The organism is Campylobacter massiliensis, from assembly GCF_014253065.1.
In the GTDB taxonomy this organism is placed as follows: domain Bacteria; phylum Campylobacterota; class Campylobacteria; order Campylobacterales; family Campylobacteraceae; genus Campylobacter_A; species Campylobacter_A massiliensis.
Map to the genome: position 1 here is coordinate 815,387 of NZ_JACLZK010000001.1, position 15,823 is coordinate 831,209.

The window sequence follows — 15,823 nt, forward strand, 5'->3', positions numbered from 1 at the left end:
AAATTTAGCGGATAAATTTTCGCGCTCGCTTTTTATCTCGAGTGCGCCAAATTTAGCTCAAATTTGCGTTACCAAAACCTCGCGGCTATCGTTATAAAGCTCGTCTTTGGCGTAAATTTCGTATCTGCCGGCGCGAATTTCGTCCAGCACGATTATAGGATTTTGGCTAAATTCTCCGCACAGCTCGCGGCGGATTTCCAGCTCGCGAGATACGGCGATAGGCCGGCGGCAGAGTTCGTTTACGCTAGCGAATTTTTCGCCCGAAAGTTCGTTAAATTTAGCCAAATTTAGCAGCGTCACGCCGTCTCGCAGCTCGTCGCAAATTTGAGCCGACTCGCTCACGCTAAATTTGACGTTTTCGCGCTTAAAATGCGAGTAGAGCAAAAAATACGACGGCAGGGCGGCTTTGTCAAATTTGACGTAGGCGCGCAGCAAGCGGTAGTTTAGAAAATACTTGCGCGACAGATGAAACGGCGCGCCCGCAGCATCGCACTCTCGCACCTTTTCATAAAGCTCCAGACGCTCCTCGATGCCGCCCGGCATCACGCGCCCGCTAACCTCGCTCATAAGCTCGCTAAGCGGCAGTTTTTGCGCCTCGCGCTGCTTGCTAAGCCCGAAAATACAGCCGCAGTAGTTTTGATGATAGAGTTTATCTTTTTTAGCAAGCTCAAACTGCGCGTTCGTGCCGCCGCCCGCGCGGTAGTCCACAGCAAAGGCTTCAAGGCCGTATTCGCCGGCGGCTTTATTTAGCGCGGATTCAAGCTGCAAGAAGTCCTTTTTCGGACTCATCAGCAACGTAGTGGTGATGGTTTTTTCGCCGAGTTCGACGGCCTTTTTAGCCGAATTTCCCACGCGAAAATCAAAGCAATACGCGCAGCGCTTGCCCTTTTCGGGCTCGTTTTCAAGTCCCTTTGCGCCCGCAAGCCACGCCTCGTACTCGTATTCGCCGCAAATAAGCTCGACGCCTAGCTTTTCGCAGCTTCTTTTTACGTCGCGAAACCTCATCAAAAACTCGCTGTACGGGTGGATGTTGGGGTCGTAGAAATAGCCGATGAGACGCTCGTGCGGACGGTCGGCGCGCAGGCGTTGCAGAAAATAGTGGCTGTCGACCGAGCAGCAAATATGAACTAACATTTTACCTTTCTACGGCTCGTCTCGCGGCGCTATACGTCGTTGTCTTAAAATTTCGCTCGGTCATTACCAGCACGGTAACTCCCGTCACAAAATTTTCAGCCGCCTAGTCTAGCCATGCGATACTTCGCCTTTTATTTTATCATAGCAACCACGATCCGCTATTTTGCAAGTAAGAAACATCTATTAAAACTATGCCTATCGTGTCTAAATAATTTTTGCCGATTTTACTAAATTTAACTGCAAATTTCATTAAAGCTAGCGGCTTAAATTTAAAAAACGCGCAGCGCGCTAAATTTTGACTAAACCAAATTTAGCACCGTCAAGATGCAGGTCTCGGTGCGTAAAATTTCGAGTTAAATTTGCAAATTTGAGCGTAAAAAGTCAAGGCGAAGTATTTTGAGATGATTTTTGGGGTTGCGTAGATAAAATTTAGCGTAGGCTGGACAGATAGTCCGCCGAGCTAAATTTTAGCAAGCTCCGCAAAAAGCACTCAAAAGACGAGCCGAAAAATTTGCAACTTTATCCCTTTAAAAATTCTGTGATCTTCTCTTCACACTCCCCGACGCTGCCGCTAAATTTACCCTCAAACTGCGATCTGTTAAACGTCCGCTGGCGCTTGGCCAGCTGCGCCGTATGCGTGCAGATGAGCTCCTCTAACTCGGCCTGGGTTTTGATCTCGCCTCGCAAAAACTCGCCGCACTCTTTTAGACCGACCGAGTTTAGCGGCTTTGGTCGCTTCGGATACCGCGCAAAAAGCTCCCGCGCCTCATTCAGCAAACCCTGCTCAAACATCGCCCTAGTGCGCTCTTTGATACGCTCCCTCAGCTCGTCCCTATCCCAGCTAAGCTCAAAAATCGCCAAATTTGACGCAACGGGAGCCAGGGTATTTTCGCGCAGATACGCGCTCACGGCATCATTTCGCCCGCTAGAGCGCAAAAACGAGTAGATATCAAACCACTTTTGCAGGCGGTAGGTATCGTTTGCGCTAAATTTGGCGGCAAACTCCGGATCCAGGCTTGAAACGAGCTCGTAAATTTGAGCGTTGCTTAAACCGCTTTTTACGCGCTCAAATTTAGGCGTGAGACCCGATAGCAGCGCCTTTAGATAAAATCCGCTGCCGCCGGTTATAAATAAATTTTTACCGTTTTTTTGCGCAAATTCGCGAGCCGTTTTATAAACCTCAAAAAACATCCCGACGTCAAAATGCTCATCAGGCATGAGCAAATTTACCCCAAAATGCGGCACCGAGGCTAGTTCGTCCGCGGTCGGCTTAGCGCTTGCGATATCGATGAATTTATAAATGCAAAGCGAATCAAGACTCAAAATCACTCCGTTAAATTCGCTTGCGAGTTTTAACGCGAGTGCTGTTTTTCCGCTAGCGGTGGTGCCGATGATGGCGAGTTCTTTCATAAAAATGCCTTAAAATTCGTGAATCGGCTCAAATTTTATCACAATTTACGCTTTTATAAGATAAAATAAAGCAAAAATTTCAGGAAGATTATGCAAAAATTTATAAATATTTTAAAAGATATTAACGAACTGATCGTTTTTAAGCACTCGATTTTCGCACTACCTTTTATATTTACCGCGATGATAACGGCGAGCACGCAGGTAAACGGCACGGCTTGGTTTGGCTGGAAGCTGCTTATTTTGGGCGTTCTTTGCGCGGTTTCGGCGCGAAATTTCGCGATGGCGTTTAACCGCTACAAGGACGAGGATATCGACAAACTAAACCCGCGCACGGCAAATCGCCCGAGCGTGGACGGACGTATCGGCAAGACGAATTTGCAAATTTTTATCGCGGCAAACGCCGCCATCTTCGTGCTCGTCGCCTATCTAGTAAACGAGCTTGCGTTTTGGCTGAGCTTTCCGATCCTGGCGGTGCTTGGCGGATATTCGCTTTTTAAACGTTTTAGCGAGCTAGCGCACCTAGTTTTAGGCCTCTCGCTGGGGCTTGCACCAATCGCCGGAGCCGTCGCTGTTACCGGCGAGATACCGCTTTTTAGCGTGCTGCTCTGCCTTGGCGTGATGTTTTGGGTGGCGGGATTTGACCTGCTTTATTCGCTCCAAGATATCGAATTTGACCGAGAGCACGGGCTTTTTAGCATCCCTAGCGTTTACGGCGAAAAGGCTACGATGTTTATCTCGGCGATATTTCACGCCACAGCCGTGATATTTTGGTTGCTTTTTGCGTGGGCTGGATGGCTTGGCGCGGCGGCCTTTGTGGGCATTTTGCTTTGCGGAGGCATCCTAATAGCCGAACACCGCATCGTTAGGCGGGATTTTAGCAAGATCGACCGCGCGTTTTTCACGCTAAACGGCTATCTGGGCATACTTTTTTTCGTTTTCGTTTGGGCTAGCTTATGAGACTGGTTCCGGCAAATTTAGACATAGTTTTTGAGGAAGTGGGCGACCGCGAGAGTGAGTTTTTGCGCGAATTCGACAAGCTAAGCGGCAACGAGGACGATCCGCTAGGAGCGTGGATAAAGCGCGCCAAAGCAAAGGGCGACACGAAGGAAAGCGATCAGGTGATACTGACGCTGCTAGTCGAGCTTCACCGCAAATTTGACGAGCTAAACGCCTACATAAAAAATGAAAAATTCATAAAACTCGAGCTTGCGCAATCCAGCGTGCTAGACGGGATAAATTTTGAAAATTTTAGGATAAAAGAGGCTAAATTTAAAAACGGCGCCGGCTACTACGGACGCATTTTTATGCCTATCTTTCCGAAGCGAGACGTGGCGATATTTTTTGAAGCGCTAGATGAGAAAACCGCCAAAATCACGCGCATAAACGAGAGCGACGAGAGCGACTACAACGGCTACGTGACGGCCAGAGAGCGCGCTATGATAAGAGAACTAAAGGAGATGAACGATGAATAACGACTTGATAATATTTGTCATTTTCGGGCTGATTTTAACGGTGCTTTTCGTGCTGGTTTTTATAAAAGATTTAGAGGCTTCGAGGAAATTTTCAAGATACGAAAAAGCGATCGAAAGCCTGATACAAGAGCTTCACGCTGTAAAAAAACAGGTTGCGAATTTTAATCAAAGCGAGCCTGCCGAATTTGACGTAGTGCAGCTAGAAAGTAACCTCGAACAGCGTCTAAATGAAAAAATAAATCAAAAAATAACCCCGATAATAAACACCCTACAAGGCATCGAAAGCTCGATAGATAGCTTCCAAAGCCAGCAACAAGATAGACTTTTTACGCTTGAGGAGCGCACCAAAAGTATCAGCAAAATCTCCGCACCAAACGGCGAGGACGACGAAAAGCGCATCGTGCAGATGTATAGCGAAGGCAAAAGCGTCGAAAGCATCGCAAAAGAGCTGTGCGTGGGCGTGGGCAAGGTCGAGCTGACGCTAAAACTGCGAGAGCTGATATAGCGTTAAAACCCCGGCGCGAAATATAAAAAAATAACATTATTTTCATACGCGAATTTTAAAAAAATTTAAAGCTTAACTTCCTATAATGCCTTTTAACCAAATCAAAATTAAATGGTTTTGATAAAATTTAAGGGCGGAAAAATGTTAATAGACGGGCACGGACGGACGGTTGATTATCTGCGTATTTCGGTCACGCAAAGATGCAACTTTAGATGCAAATACTGCATGCCTAAAACTCCGTTTAGCTGGGAACCTAGAGAAAATTTACTGAGCTTTGAGGAGCTGTTTTTATTTGTCAAAGTCTGCCTAGACGAAGGCGTAAAAAAGATCCGCATAACCGGCGGCGAACCACTACTGCGCAAGGACTTGGACAAATTTATCGCGATGATAAACGATCACAGCCCGGACGTCGATCTAGCTATCACTACAAACGGCTTTATGCTCAAACACTACGCAAAAGCCCTAAAAAACGCGGGTTTAAAACGCATAAATATGTCGCTTGATAGCTTAAAAACTGAAAAGGCTAAATTTCTCGCGCAAAAAAGCGTCCTGCACGAGGTTTTAGCGGGCCTTGACGCTGCGCTTGAAGCCGGGCTAAAAGTCAAGCTAAACACCGTCGCGCTAAGAGGCGTAAACGATGATGAGATCGTCTCTTTGCTAGAGTTTGCGCGCTCTATGGGTTGTCAAATTCGCTTTATCGAATACATGGAAAACATCCACGCAAACGATGAACTAAAAGGCATGAAATCGGCTGAAATTTTAGACGTCATCGCGAAAAAATATCGCTTCGAAGCAGCCGAAAAGATCCCGACGGGGCCAGCCAGCATCTACAAGCTAGAGGACGGCTATACTTTTGGCGTCATCGACCCGCACAAACACGACTTTTGCGAGAGCTGCAACCGCATACGCCTCACGGCCGAGGGGCATCTCATCCCGTGCCTATACTTCGAGGATGCGATGAGCATAAAAGACGCCGTAAGAAAGGGCGATATCGCGGGAGCTAGCGAGATCTTGCGCCAAGTGTTGCAAAACAAACCCAAAGAAAACAAATGGGCGATCGGCGCTCAAAACGAGACCTCAAGCCGCGCCTTTTACCAAACGGGCGGCTGAAATCAGGGCTAAATTTACGTCAAATTTGCCGTAGGTTTAGCCTGCTTTTTACCAAATTTAACCGCGCTTGATTTTTATATTTTTATCCGTAAATTTGACGCCGTTTTTCTAACAAAACCCGCTCAAATTTGACGTAAAATCCGCCCAACTCCATAAAACTATCCTTCAAATTTTGCTATAATCGACCAAAATTTAAAAGGCGAAATTTGAGTTTAAACCTAGTCGAGAGTTTCCTAAGCATCCAAGGCGAAGGCGCAAGCAGCGGCCGTTTGGCGATTTTTTTGCGTTTTGCTGGCTGCAATCTAAACTGCGCAGGCTTTGGAGTGCGCGCCGTCTCGCCCAAAACCGGCGAAACGCTAACAGGCTGCGACACGATCCGCGCAGTTTTTACGGGGCATTTTTCGTATCAAAAAATCTTGCGCGCGGACGAACTCATAAAAATAACGCAAAATTTGAGCGCAAATTTACGCCAAAAGCCTATCATCGTAATTACTGGCGGCGAGCCGCTACTACATCACAAAAATCAAATTTTGCTAGATTTTTTAAATTTTGCGACTAGCGAGGGCTACGAGGCGCATTTTGAAACAAACGGTACGATCGAGGTGGATTTTGCCAAATTTGAGATTTATAAAAGATGCCGCTTTGCCGTCAGCGTCAAGCTCGAGAATAGCGGCGAGAGCGAGGCTAGGCGTATCAACGCTAGCGCTCTAAAAGTCATAAAACAAAACGCCACGGGCAGTTTTTATAAATTCGTCCTTGATAAAAAAAGCGCGGAAGACGGCTCGGCCATAGCGCAAATTTCGCGTATTTTAGAGATTTGCGACGCGGAAGTCTTTTGTATGCCGCAAGGTTATGATAAAATAAGCCTCGAGCAAAACGCCTTAGCCGTCGCGCAGTTTGCGATCAAGCACGGTTTTAGCTACTCAGATCGCCTGCATATCAGGCTTTGGGGCGCAAAAGAAGGGGTTTAAAGCCTAAATTTAGGCGGCGTTACCCGTATCTTTACGGCGCGAAACGGTAAAATTTAATAAACGGAGCTAAGATGATAATAAGAAAAATGTTTAAATTTGAAAACGCTCATATCGTTAGATTTTGTAGCTCAAAACGCTGCAAAACCAGTATCCACGGGCACTCTTACAGGGCAGAAATTTTACTCGAGTCAAATTTCCTCGATAACGCGGGAATGGTGTATGATTTTGGCCTGATGAAGCGCGACATCGGCTGCATCATCGATAGCTTTGATCACTGCACGACGATATTTAGCGGCGACGGAGCCGAGTACAAAAACGACCTCAAAAAGCACTCCGCGCGCTGGATCGAGATCCCGCTAAACCCGTCCGCAGAGCAGTTTTGCAGGATATTTTTCGTGATGATCGATAGGCTTTTAAAAACCACGCAGATGCAAAACGGCGAGCGCGAAGTGAAGCTTCACAGCGTCATCGTCCACGAGACCGACACGGGCTACGCGCAGTGCTTCAGAGAGGATGCGTATAACGCCAAAATGGGCGAGGTAAATTTGAACGAGATCGTCTTTTCCGAGGGCGTTAGAGCCGAGTGGGAGGACGCGGAGCTGTTTGAGAAGATCAAGCTAGGCAAAAAAATAGTAAATCCAAAGGAGGTCTAGCGCAAATGAGGAAAATTCTTGCGATTTTGACGCTAGCGGCGCTGTTTTTTAGCGGTTGCGAGGAGAAAAAGGAGCCCGCATCACTGGATCTTGGAGGCACCGTGCCTAGCGACGTACCCATCGCGCAAAGCGACGCAAACGTAAGTATCGACGAAAATATGCCGCCAGAGCCGGTGCCCGAAAAATGAAATTTAACGAGCATCTATCAGAACTCTACGAGCTAGCGCGCTCCATTCACATCGGGCTTGCTTTTGCGCTTTTGGCGCTAGTCGCGGCGCACTTTTGCCTGATAAATTTCGGCGTAAACTCGCCAGCCTACGCTAAGCGCATCAGGCTGTTTTTGCCTACCTACTACGCGTTTTTGGCCGCGATGATGCTTACGGGGCTACTTTTGATGAGCGTTTTTTACTTTTATCCGAGCCTTAAAGCTCTCGTTATGATCGCGGTTTGGGCGCTGCTTATCGGGCTTGGGGCGATGGAGTTTAAGCGGCTAAAAGCGGCGATGAAAACTAAAAATTTCGCCGCTTTTAGAGCCAAAATGCGCCTAAAAATCGCGGCCGATTTTGTTTTGATACTAATTGCAAGCGGGGTGAGATGAAATTTTTATATTCAAAAGAGGCCAAAAACGAACAGATCAGGCTTGAGGGCGAGGCGTTTTTGCACCTGAAGGCGCGGCGCGCTAAGGTGGGCGAGCGCATCGACGTGCGAAATTTGACCGATGGACAAAATCACATCTATGAAATCGTAAATTTAGACAAAAGGGGCGCGGAGCTAAATTTAATATTTTCGCACGACGTGGAAGTGCGAAATAGCGATCTAACGCTAGCTTGGGCCGTCATCGATCCAAAAACGATCGAAAAAACGCTACCTAGCCTAAACGAAATGGGCGTAGCTAAAATCGTCTTTTTTTACGGCGAGTTTTCGCAAAAAAACTTTAAACTCGATTTTTCGCGCCTAGAGCGCATTTTGATAAGCTCGTGCGAGCAGTGCGGACGAAATGATTTGATGAAATTTGAAATTTATAAAAGCCTGGACGAGCTAGCCAAATTTTACCCAAACATCGCTCTTATCGACTTTGAGGGCCAAAATCTAGACGGCTATGCGGGCAAGGAAATTTTAGCGGTCGGGCCCGAGGGGGGATTTAGCGGAAGCGAGCGAGAGGCGGTCGCGAAAAAATACGGACTGAGAGCAAAAAATATTTTGCGCTCGCAAACGGCGATTTTAGGCATAGCGGCTAAAATTTTAATTTAAATTTGATTTTTTACGAAGTTTTTTGTATAATCTCGCCTTACTTTAAATGAAAATTAAAAAATCAGACGATAAAAGGACAAAAAATGAAAAAAGAAATTCATCCGGAATTTGTTGAGTGCAAAGTAACTTGCGCTTGCGGCAACACCTTCACTACGAAGTCAAACAAAAACGAGATCAGAGTGGACATCTGCTCAGAGTGCCATCCGTTTTTCACGGGCAGCGAAAAGATCGTAGATAGCGCGGGCCGCGTCGATAAATTTAAGAAAAAATATAACTTAAAATAATCCTTTGTTATATTTCATTCCTACTCCGATAGGAAATTTAAGCGATATCTCGCTTCGCGCTTTGAGCGTTTTGCGCGAATGCGAGATACTCTTTTGCGAAGATACCAGAGTCGCAAAATCTCTCGTAAACCTGCTAAATACGCGTTTTGACGCAAATATAAATATCCAAAAATTTATCCCGCTACACACGCATAACGAAGATGAAATTTTATCCAAAATCGAGCTTGAAATTTTTGATAAAAACATCGCGTTTTTAAGCGATGCGGGCATGCCGGGCATCAGCGATCCTGGAGCCGCGCTCGTAAATTTCGCGATAAAAAACGACATCGCATACGAAGTGCTAAGCGGATCAAACGCCGCGCTCTTAGCCGTCGTCGCAAGCGGTCTTTGCGAAAAAGAATTTTGCTTTTTAGGATTTTTGCCAAACAACGGCAAAGAGCGAGCCGCAGCGGTACAAAATGCGCTAAATTCGCCATTTCCCGCAGTCATCTACGAAAGCCCCAAACGCATACTTTCGCTCATTTTAGACTTTGCTAAACTTGAGCCGAATAGAGAAATTTTTGCCATAAAAGAGGCGACGAAAAAATTTGAAATCAAATTTAGAGCCACGGCAAGCGAGTTGGCAAAAAAGCTACTAGAGGCGAATCTAAGCGGCGAGTGGTGCGTCGTAGTGCAAAAAAATCCAAATTTTACATCAGAAAAAATCACTCAAAACGATATTTTAGAGCTTGAAATTTCCCCCAAAGCCAAGGCCAAACTCCTAGCCAAAATCACCGGCAGAAATGCCAAAGAAATTTACTCCGAACTCACTCGCTAAAACACAAATGCGCGCTTAAACAAGCGACGAATTTATCCGAAATTTAGCTAAATTTTACCGATTTTTAGCTATTATCAGGCGATGATAATATACGGAAAACAGCTATTTTTGCACATCATAAAAAACTATAAAAAAAGCGTCAAAACGGTCTATCTCGCCAAGGAGTGCGACAAGGCGCTATTTTCGCAGATCGTAGGCGTCGGCGCGCCGATAAAACGCGTGGATAATCAAAAAGCTCAAGCTCTCGCACACGGCGGCAATCACCAGGGTTTTTTAGCCGAGGTCGAAGAGTTTGAGTTTAAGAGCATCGACGAGATAAAAAAACAAAATTTTATAGCGGTTTTATACGGACTTAGCGACGTTGGAAACATCGGTGCCATCGTCCGAACGGCGCATGCACTCGGCTGCGGAGGCGTCGTAGTCGTCGCTAAAAATTTAGCGATGGAAGGCGTGTTGCGAGCTAGTAGCGGTGCGGCCTACGAGGCAAATATCGCTCTCGTAGAGGACGGGCTTAGCTTGCTAAACGAGCTAAAACAAGTCGGATTTAAAATTTACGCCACGGCAAGCGGCGGTAAAAATGCCCACGAGGTCAAATTTAACCAAAAAGTCGCGCTCGTGATGGGCAGCGAGGGCGAAGGTTTGCACAAAAAAGTCCTTGCCAAAAGCGACGAAATAGTAGGAATAAAAATGAAAAACGACTGGGACAGCCTAAACGTCTCGGCCGCGTTTGCCATACTTTGCGATAGGATTATAAATGAATGATATAAGTTTGATAAAAGAGCTGGGACTAAACGAAGTCTCGAGAAGAACTCATATAGAGGCCGAGCACCTAGGCTACATCGCTGATAAAAATTTTGAAAAATTGGTACGTTTAAACGTTAAAGGCTTCATTAAAATTTTAGAGCGCGAGCTAAATATCGACTTTTCACAATGGATGAGCGAGTATGAGGCGTTTATGTCCGAGCGCAATCAAAAGAACGAACACAAAAGCATATCCGTATCGCCTAAGATATCCGCATACACCGCAGACGGCAAACACTCTAATACAGGCGTGAAACTCCTTGGTTTAGCGCTTGTTGCGGTTCTTGCGGGCGTAATATACGTACTTAACGAAGGTAATCACCTTAGCAATGTTTTAAACATTTTCGAAGACAAGAATAAAAGCGTTACCTACACGGGAGCCGTCGCCGTCCAACAAGCGGCCAAAAACCTAAACGAAGCAAAACAAGAGAGCAAAAACGCTACAAATGACGAAAATCTATATGCCATAAAAAATCTCGAGCCGATTTTACCAACCGAAGAAAATGCATCCGCAACCTTAGCTATGCCGGAAGTAAATTTAAGCGTAAATACCGACAAGAACGAAACCGCTCAAACAAATAAAGAAGAAAATATCACGCAAAATCAAGAGCAAAATACATCAAGCGATGCTTCTAAAGAGATAAAGCAAGCAAACGACGATAAAATTTGGCATCTGACGGCAAGCACCAAAGAGATAAAAATCGTACCGCGCAAAAAAACGTGGCTGGGCGTTATAAATTTGGACGAAAATAAAAAGCGCTCCGTAGATACGACAAATAGCTTCACAATCGAAATAGGCAAAAAGCAGCTCGCAGTAACCGGGCATGGCAATATAAACCTCGAAATAGACGGACAAACGATCAAATTTAGCGACGATAGGCCAAAAAGATTTTTAATAGAAAAAGACAAGGTTTCGCTGCTCACATACGACGAATTTGTAGCTCTAAACAAGGGCAAATCATGGTAAAAAAGCTCGTACTTTTAGCCGTTAGCGCGGCCCTTTGCCTTGCGGGCAGCGTAGTAGATATAGCAGGCGGCCTGCTCGGTCAAAATAGCGCAAAAGCGACTCAGCTCTTTGGCGACGGCTCGGCATATCTAAACGCAAGCGGCAAGCCCGATATCGCTAAAATTTCAAACGTTTTAAAGTCAAATTCGCTCCTGCGTCTATCCTACAAACAAAACGTCAAGGTAAATATCAAATTTATCTCGCGCCAAAACGACCCGCTACTTATCATGAAGATCGCAAAAGACGCCCTAAACGGATTAGGCTACAACAACATCCTAACGAGCGAATTTTCTAACGCCGGCGGCGTGCTTTGGGGCGTGACGATCGACACCAAATTTATCCCGGATCCAGGCTCGCTCTACGCCGCGCTTAAAGAAAGCGGCACCGAGATAACCGACATCAACAGACCAGGCGAGCTATCCTACGAGTACGTTATCGACGCGTCAAATTCCTCTATAAATCAAACTCCGGTACAGTTTTTGCAAGAAGTTCAGCTCTCAAAGCCGCTCGAGCCCTATCTAATCGACGCTAGCGGCGCAAAAAGCGCAGTTATAAGCGCTAGCGCAGAGGATCGCTGGTCCGCCGTCATGAGAATTTTGGATAAAAATTTAAATTTGCTTGACGAAAAGCAAACTAGCAAGCCCGTAAATAGCCTAAAAGTCTCGCTTCCTCAAAATGCAAAATACATAATGATCGACGATGCGGTTAGCCTAGAAAATATCAAACGGGGACTCAAAATCTACCTAGAATAAGGAGAAATTCATGTTTGACGAGATTAGATTTAATACGATAGAACGACTTCCAAACTACGTATTTGCCGAGGTAAACGCCATAAAAATGGCCGCACGCCGAGCGGGCGAAGATATCATCGACTTTTCGATGGGAAACCCCGAAGGCCGCACGCCTCAACACATCGTCGATAAGCTCTGCGAAAGCGCTCAAAAAGATAAAACCCACGGCTACTCGGCGAGCGCTGGCATCTACAAACTACGCCTAGCCATCTGCAACTGGTACAAGCGCAAATACGGCGTAAATTTAGACCCCGACACCGAGGCTGTCGCCGTTATGGGCAGTAAAGAGGGCTTTGTGCACCTAGCTCAGGCCGTGATAAACCCGGGCGACGTAGCCGTAGTGCCGGATCCTGCCTACCCGATCCACACGCAGGCGTTTTTATTTGCCGGCGGTAGCGTGGCGAAGATGCCGCTAAAATACAACGACAAATTTGAGCTTGACGAAAATAAATTTTTCGAAGACCTACTTCACACTATCCGCTCAAGCTCGCCAAAACCAAAATACGTCGTCGTAAATTTCCCACACAATCCGACGACCGTAACCGTGCAAAAGAGCTTCTACGAGCGGCTAGTCGCGATGAGCAAACAAGAGCGCTTTTACGTGATCTCGGACATCGCCTACGCAGACCTTACTTTTGACGGCTACAAGACGCCTAGTATATTTGAAGTAGAAGGCGCAAAAGACGTCGCCGTCGAGTGTTACACCCTATCAAAAAGCTACAATATGGCCGGTTGGCGCGTCGGATTTTTGTGCGGAAACAAGCGCCTTTGCGCCGCTCTTAAAAAGATAAAATCATGGGTCGATTACGGCATGTTTACCCCGATCCAAGTCTCCGCTACCGTCGCACTAGACGGCGATCAAAGCTGCGTCGAGGATATCCGTCAAATTTACGAAAAACGTCGCGACGTGATGCTAGAAGCCTTTGCAAGTGCCGGCTGGGAGATGCATAAGCCAAGCTCGAGTATGTTTATCTGGGCAAAAATCCCGCCGCAAGTCGGAAACATCGGCAGCCTCGAGTTTTCCAAACAACTGCTTACTAAAGCAAGCGTCGCGGTGAGCCCGGGTATCGGCTTTGGCGAGGGCGGCAACGACTACGTGCGCCTTGCTCTCATCGAGAACGAAAATCGTATCCGCCAAGCGGCGCGAAACGTCAAGAAATATCTGAAAGAATTTGCATGAATATAGCCATTTTAGGCGTCGGCACGGTCGGAGAAGCCGTTGCTAAAATTTTACTCCAAAACAAAAAACTGATCGCGGCAAGATGCGGCGAAGAGATAGTTCCGGTTATCGGCGTCGTTAGAAATTTAAGCAAAAAAAGAGACATCGCCATCCCTCTCACGGACGATATAGATAGCGTGCTAGAGCGCGAGGATATCGACGTTTTCGTCGAGCTTATGGGCGGCGTCGAGGAGCCTTTTAGGATCGTTAGTAAAATTTTAGAGCGTAAAAAAGCCGTCGTAACGGCAAACAAAGCGCTACTAGCCTATCACCGCTACGCCTTGCAAAATTTAGCGCAAAACACGCCGTTTGGCTTTGAGGCTAGCGTCGCGGGCGGCATACCTATCATCAGAGCCCTTCGCGAGGGCCTTAGTGCAAACCACATCCTAAGCATCAACGGGATTTTAAACGGCACGAGCAACTATATCTTAACCTCGATGATGAGCAAGGGTTCAAATTTCGCGGACGTGCTAAAAAAAGCCCAGGAGCTAGGATATGCCGAGGCCGATCCGACATTTGACGTCGGAGGCTTTGACGCGGCGCACAAGCTACTAATCCTAGCCAGCATCGCATACGGCGTGCACGGCAACCCCGAAGACATCCTGATAGAAGGTATCGAAGGCATAACGCCAGAGGATATCTTTTTCGCTAACGATTTCGAGTACGTCATCAAGCTACTAGCTATCGCCAAAAAAACAGGCGACAAGGTTGAGCTGCGCGTGCATCCGGCACTAGTACCAAAAGATAAAATGATAGCTAAAACAGACGGCGTGACAAATGCCGTGAGCGTAGTGGGCGACGCAGTCGGCGAGACGATGTTTTACGGTCCGGGCGCGGGCGGTCCGGCGACGGCGAGCTCGGTCATCAGCGACCTGATCGACATCGCCAGAGACGGCAAATCTCCGATGCTAGGCTACAAGGCGCCGTTTGAGCTAAATGCGCTTGAGCTCCTAGATCCGAGCGAAATTCGCACGAAATATTATTTTAGGCTCAGGGTCGAGGACAAGGTTGGCGTGCTGGCTAAAATCACGAATTTAATGAGCGAAAACAACCTCTCTATCGATAGTCTGCTACAAAAACCAAAGGACGAAAGTCCGTATGCGACACTATTTTTCACAACGCACACAAGCGTGGAAAAGGACGTCAGACGCACTATGGAGATTTTACAAGAGCAAGAGTTCGTAAAAGAAAAACCTTTTATGATGAGGATAGAAGAGTAAAATTTGGGACTTAGGGCGTATCTTTTCGGCAAGAGCTCGGAGGATCTGGCGTGCGAGTTTTTACTAAAAAACGGCTGCGAGATACTTGCTAGAAATTTTAGCTCCAAATTCGGCGAGATCGACGTCATCGCCAAAAGAGACGGCGTTTTGCGCTTCGTCGAAATCAAAGCCACGCAGGGCGACTATGAGGCCGAGTATCGCCTCACGCCCGCTAAATTTAATAAAATTTTAAAAACTATCGATTTTTATCTGCTACAAAACAGTGCAAATGCCGATTTTCAGGTCGATTTGATCGCGATAAAAAAGGGCGAAATAAAGTGGATAGAAAATATTAGTTTGTAAAAATTCTTATTTAGCTAAAATTTAGATACTTTCGTGTATAATTACAACTATCTTTAATAAGGAGAATAAAATGGGAAAATACGTAGAACTAACGACTGCGAATTTCGACGTCGCTAAAGAGGGCGTCGCGCTAGTAGATTTTTGGGCGCCTTGGTGCGGACCTTGCCGTATGCTTGCTCCGGTCATCGACGAGCTAGCCGAGGAGTTTGAGGGCAAAGCTAAAATTTGCAAAGTAAACACCGACGAGGTGCAAGACCTAGCCGTAGAATTTGGCATCCGCTCGATCCCTACGCTTCTATTTTTCAAAAATGGCGAAGTCGTAGAGCAAATGGTCGGCGCACAATCAAAACAAGCCATAGCCGATAAGATAAATTCGCTTCTTTAATGGTTTTTAGACGAGGAGGAAGCCTGCTTCCTCTCACCTCCGTTTTTGCGTCTTTTATCGGCGCAGCGCTGGTAGCAGGCGTATTTGCCTACAATAATTACAGATTTTCGCAGTATAAATTCGTAAATTTTAACGAACTGGTTTTTTATGAGCAGGCTCAAATTTTCGCGCCGCAGGACGATAAATTTTTACTCGTGGTTTTTAGCTCCAACCAATCAGATTGGAAGGAAATTTTAAAAACTTCAAGCAAGGATTTAAAAATCGTCGCCGTGGATTTACTCCAAAAACGCGCGCCTAGCGATGGAAATATAAATTTCGTCGCGTCGGATATAAATACGATTTTAAAGCTGATGCACGTCCTAAATATCACGTCTTTGCCCGCCAGCGTGGAGCTAAAGGCGCAAAAGGGCGGCATTTATAAACAAGATTCAAAAATAAATAAAATTTAAAGG

21 protein-coding genes are annotated in these 15,823 nt (G+C 46.3%); 19 read left to right on the forward strand and 2 right to left on the reverse strand.

Going from position 1 to position 15,823, the window contains the following annotated elements:
• Positions 1-57: 57 nt before the first annotated feature.
• Positions 58-1,134 carry an epoxyqueuosine reductase QueH gene (locus H7R39_RS03825; RefSeq protein ID WP_185898030.1) on the reverse strand — a complete coding sequence of 359 codons (1,077 nt, stop codon included), beginning with the start codon at positions 1,132-1,134 and terminating at the stop codon, positions 58-60.
• A 519-nt stretch (positions 1,135-1,653) separates the two neighbouring features.
• Positions 1,654-2,544: a tRNA (adenosine(37)-N6)-dimethylallyltransferase MiaA gene (gene miaA, locus H7R39_RS03830; RefSeq protein WP_185898031.1), complete on the reverse strand. Its 891-nt coding sequence runs from the start codon at positions 2,542-2,544 to the stop codon at positions 1,654-1,656.
• Positions 2,545-2,634: 90 nt separating this feature from the next.
• Here miaA and mqnP point away from each other — a divergent pair, with 90 nt between their 5' ends.
• The 19 genes from mqnP to H7R39_RS03925 all read left to right on the forward strand — a co-directional run bounded on the left by mqnP (position 2,635) and on the right by H7R39_RS03925 (position 15,820).
• On the forward strand, positions 2,635-3,501 hold the full coding sequence (gene mqnP / locus H7R39_RS03835) for a menaquinone biosynthesis prenyltransferase MqnP (RefSeq protein ID WP_185898032.1): 867 nt from the start codon (positions 2,635-2,637) through the stop codon (positions 3,499-3,501).
• Positions 3,498-4,016 carry a hypothetical protein gene (locus H7R39_RS03840; protein WP_185898033.1) on the forward strand — a complete coding sequence of 173 codons (519 nt, stop codon included), beginning with the start codon at positions 3,498-3,500 and terminating at the stop codon, positions 4,014-4,016. The genes mqnP and H7R39_RS03840 overlap by 4 nt, the downstream gene beginning before the upstream one ends.
• On the forward strand, positions 4,009-4,521 hold the full coding sequence (locus H7R39_RS03845; RefSeq protein WP_185898034.1) for a DUF6115 domain-containing protein: 513 nt from the start codon (positions 4,009-4,011) through the stop codon (positions 4,519-4,521). The genes H7R39_RS03840 and H7R39_RS03845 overlap by 8 nt, the downstream gene beginning before the upstream one ends.
• A gap of 141 nt (positions 4,522-4,662) precedes the next feature.
• The gene (moaA, locus tag H7R39_RS03850) at positions 4,663-5,631 is read left to right on the forward strand and encodes a GTP 3',8-cyclase MoaA (protein WP_185898035.1); all 969 of its coding nucleotides are present in this window, start codon (positions 4,663-4,665) and stop codon (positions 5,629-5,631) included.
• Positions 5,632-5,837: 206 nt separating this feature from the next.
• Entirely contained in the window at positions 5,838-6,602 is a 765-nt protein-coding gene (locus H7R39_RS03855) for a 7-carboxy-7-deazaguanine synthase QueE (protein ID WP_185898036.1), read from the forward strand.
• Positions 6,603-6,673: 71 nt separating this feature from the next.
• Entirely contained in the window at positions 6,674-7,255 is a 582-nt protein-coding gene (locus H7R39_RS03860) for a 6-pyruvoyl trahydropterin synthase family protein (protein WP_122872840.1), read from the forward strand.
• A gap of 5 nt (positions 7,256-7,260) precedes the next feature.
• Positions 7,261-7,443, forward strand: coding sequence for a hypothetical protein (locus tag H7R39_RS03865; protein WP_185898037.1), 183 nt, complete (start codon positions 7,261-7,263; stop codon positions 7,441-7,443).
• A complete protein-coding gene (locus H7R39_RS03870) occupies positions 7,440-7,853 on the forward strand; it encodes a hypothetical protein (RefSeq protein ID WP_185898038.1) in 414 nt (137 codons plus the stop codon). Before H7R39_RS03865 ends, H7R39_RS03870 begins: the two co-directional genes overlap by 4 nt.
• Positions 7,850-8,506 carry a 16S rRNA (uracil(1498)-N(3))-methyltransferase gene (locus H7R39_RS03875; RefSeq protein WP_185898039.1) on the forward strand — a complete coding sequence of 219 codons (657 nt, stop codon included), beginning with the start codon at positions 7,850-7,852 and terminating at the stop codon, positions 8,504-8,506. Before H7R39_RS03870 ends, H7R39_RS03875 begins: the two co-directional genes overlap by 4 nt.
• Before the next feature lie 83 nt (positions 8,507-8,589).
• A complete protein-coding gene (rpmE, locus tag H7R39_RS03880; RefSeq protein ID WP_002947184.1) occupies positions 8,590-8,790 on the forward strand; it encodes a 50S ribosomal protein L31 in 201 nt (66 codons plus the stop codon).
• 4 nt (positions 8,791-8,794) lie between these two features.
• Positions 8,795-9,607 (forward strand): 16S rRNA (cytidine(1402)-2'-O)-methyltransferase, encoded by an 813-nt coding sequence (gene rsmI, locus H7R39_RS03885; protein WP_185898040.1) that lies wholly within the window; start codon positions 8,795-8,797, stop codon positions 9,605-9,607.
• A gap of 81 nt (positions 9,608-9,688) precedes the next feature.
• Complete coding sequence (rlmB, locus tag H7R39_RS03890) at positions 9,689-10,369, forward strand: 23S rRNA (guanosine(2251)-2'-O)-methyltransferase RlmB (RefSeq protein WP_185898041.1); 681 nt, start codon at positions 9,689-9,691, stop codon at positions 10,367-10,369.
• Positions 10,362-11,375, forward strand: a complete 1,014-nt coding sequence (locus H7R39_RS03895; protein ID WP_185898042.1) for a phosphatidylglycerophosphate synthase — start codon at positions 10,362-10,364, stop codon at positions 11,373-11,375. The genes rlmB and H7R39_RS03895 overlap by 8 nt, the downstream gene beginning before the upstream one ends.
• Positions 11,369-12,166 carry a hypothetical protein gene (locus H7R39_RS03900; protein WP_185898043.1) on the forward strand — a complete coding sequence of 266 codons (798 nt, stop codon included), beginning with the start codon at positions 11,369-11,371 and terminating at the stop codon, positions 12,164-12,166. The genes H7R39_RS03895 and H7R39_RS03900 overlap by 7 nt, the downstream gene beginning before the upstream one ends.
• A gap of 10 nt (positions 12,167-12,176) precedes the next feature.
• Entirely contained in the window at positions 12,177-13,385 is a 1,209-nt protein-coding gene (locus H7R39_RS03905) for an LL-diaminopimelate aminotransferase (protein WP_185898044.1), read from the forward strand.
• A complete protein-coding gene (locus tag H7R39_RS03910) occupies positions 13,382-14,644 on the forward strand; it encodes a homoserine dehydrogenase (protein ID WP_185898045.1) in 1,263 nt (420 codons plus the stop codon). The genes H7R39_RS03905 and H7R39_RS03910 overlap by 4 nt, the downstream gene beginning before the upstream one ends.
• Before the next feature lie 3 nt (positions 14,645-14,647).
• The gene (locus H7R39_RS03915; RefSeq protein ID WP_185898046.1) at positions 14,648-14,986 is read left to right on the forward strand and encodes a YraN family protein; all 339 of its coding nucleotides are present in this window, start codon (positions 14,648-14,650) and stop codon (positions 14,984-14,986) included.
• Between the two features lie 70 nt (positions 14,987-15,056).
• Positions 15,057-15,371 (forward strand): thioredoxin, encoded by a 315-nt coding sequence (gene trxA, locus H7R39_RS03920; RefSeq protein ID WP_009495082.1) that lies wholly within the window; start codon positions 15,057-15,059, stop codon positions 15,369-15,371.
• Positions 15,371-15,820: a hypothetical protein gene (locus H7R39_RS03925; protein WP_185898047.1), complete on the forward strand. Its 450-nt coding sequence runs from the start codon at positions 15,371-15,373 to the stop codon at positions 15,818-15,820. The genes trxA and H7R39_RS03925 overlap by 1 nt, the downstream gene beginning before the upstream one ends.
• Positions 15,821-15,823 lie beyond the last annotated feature (3 nt).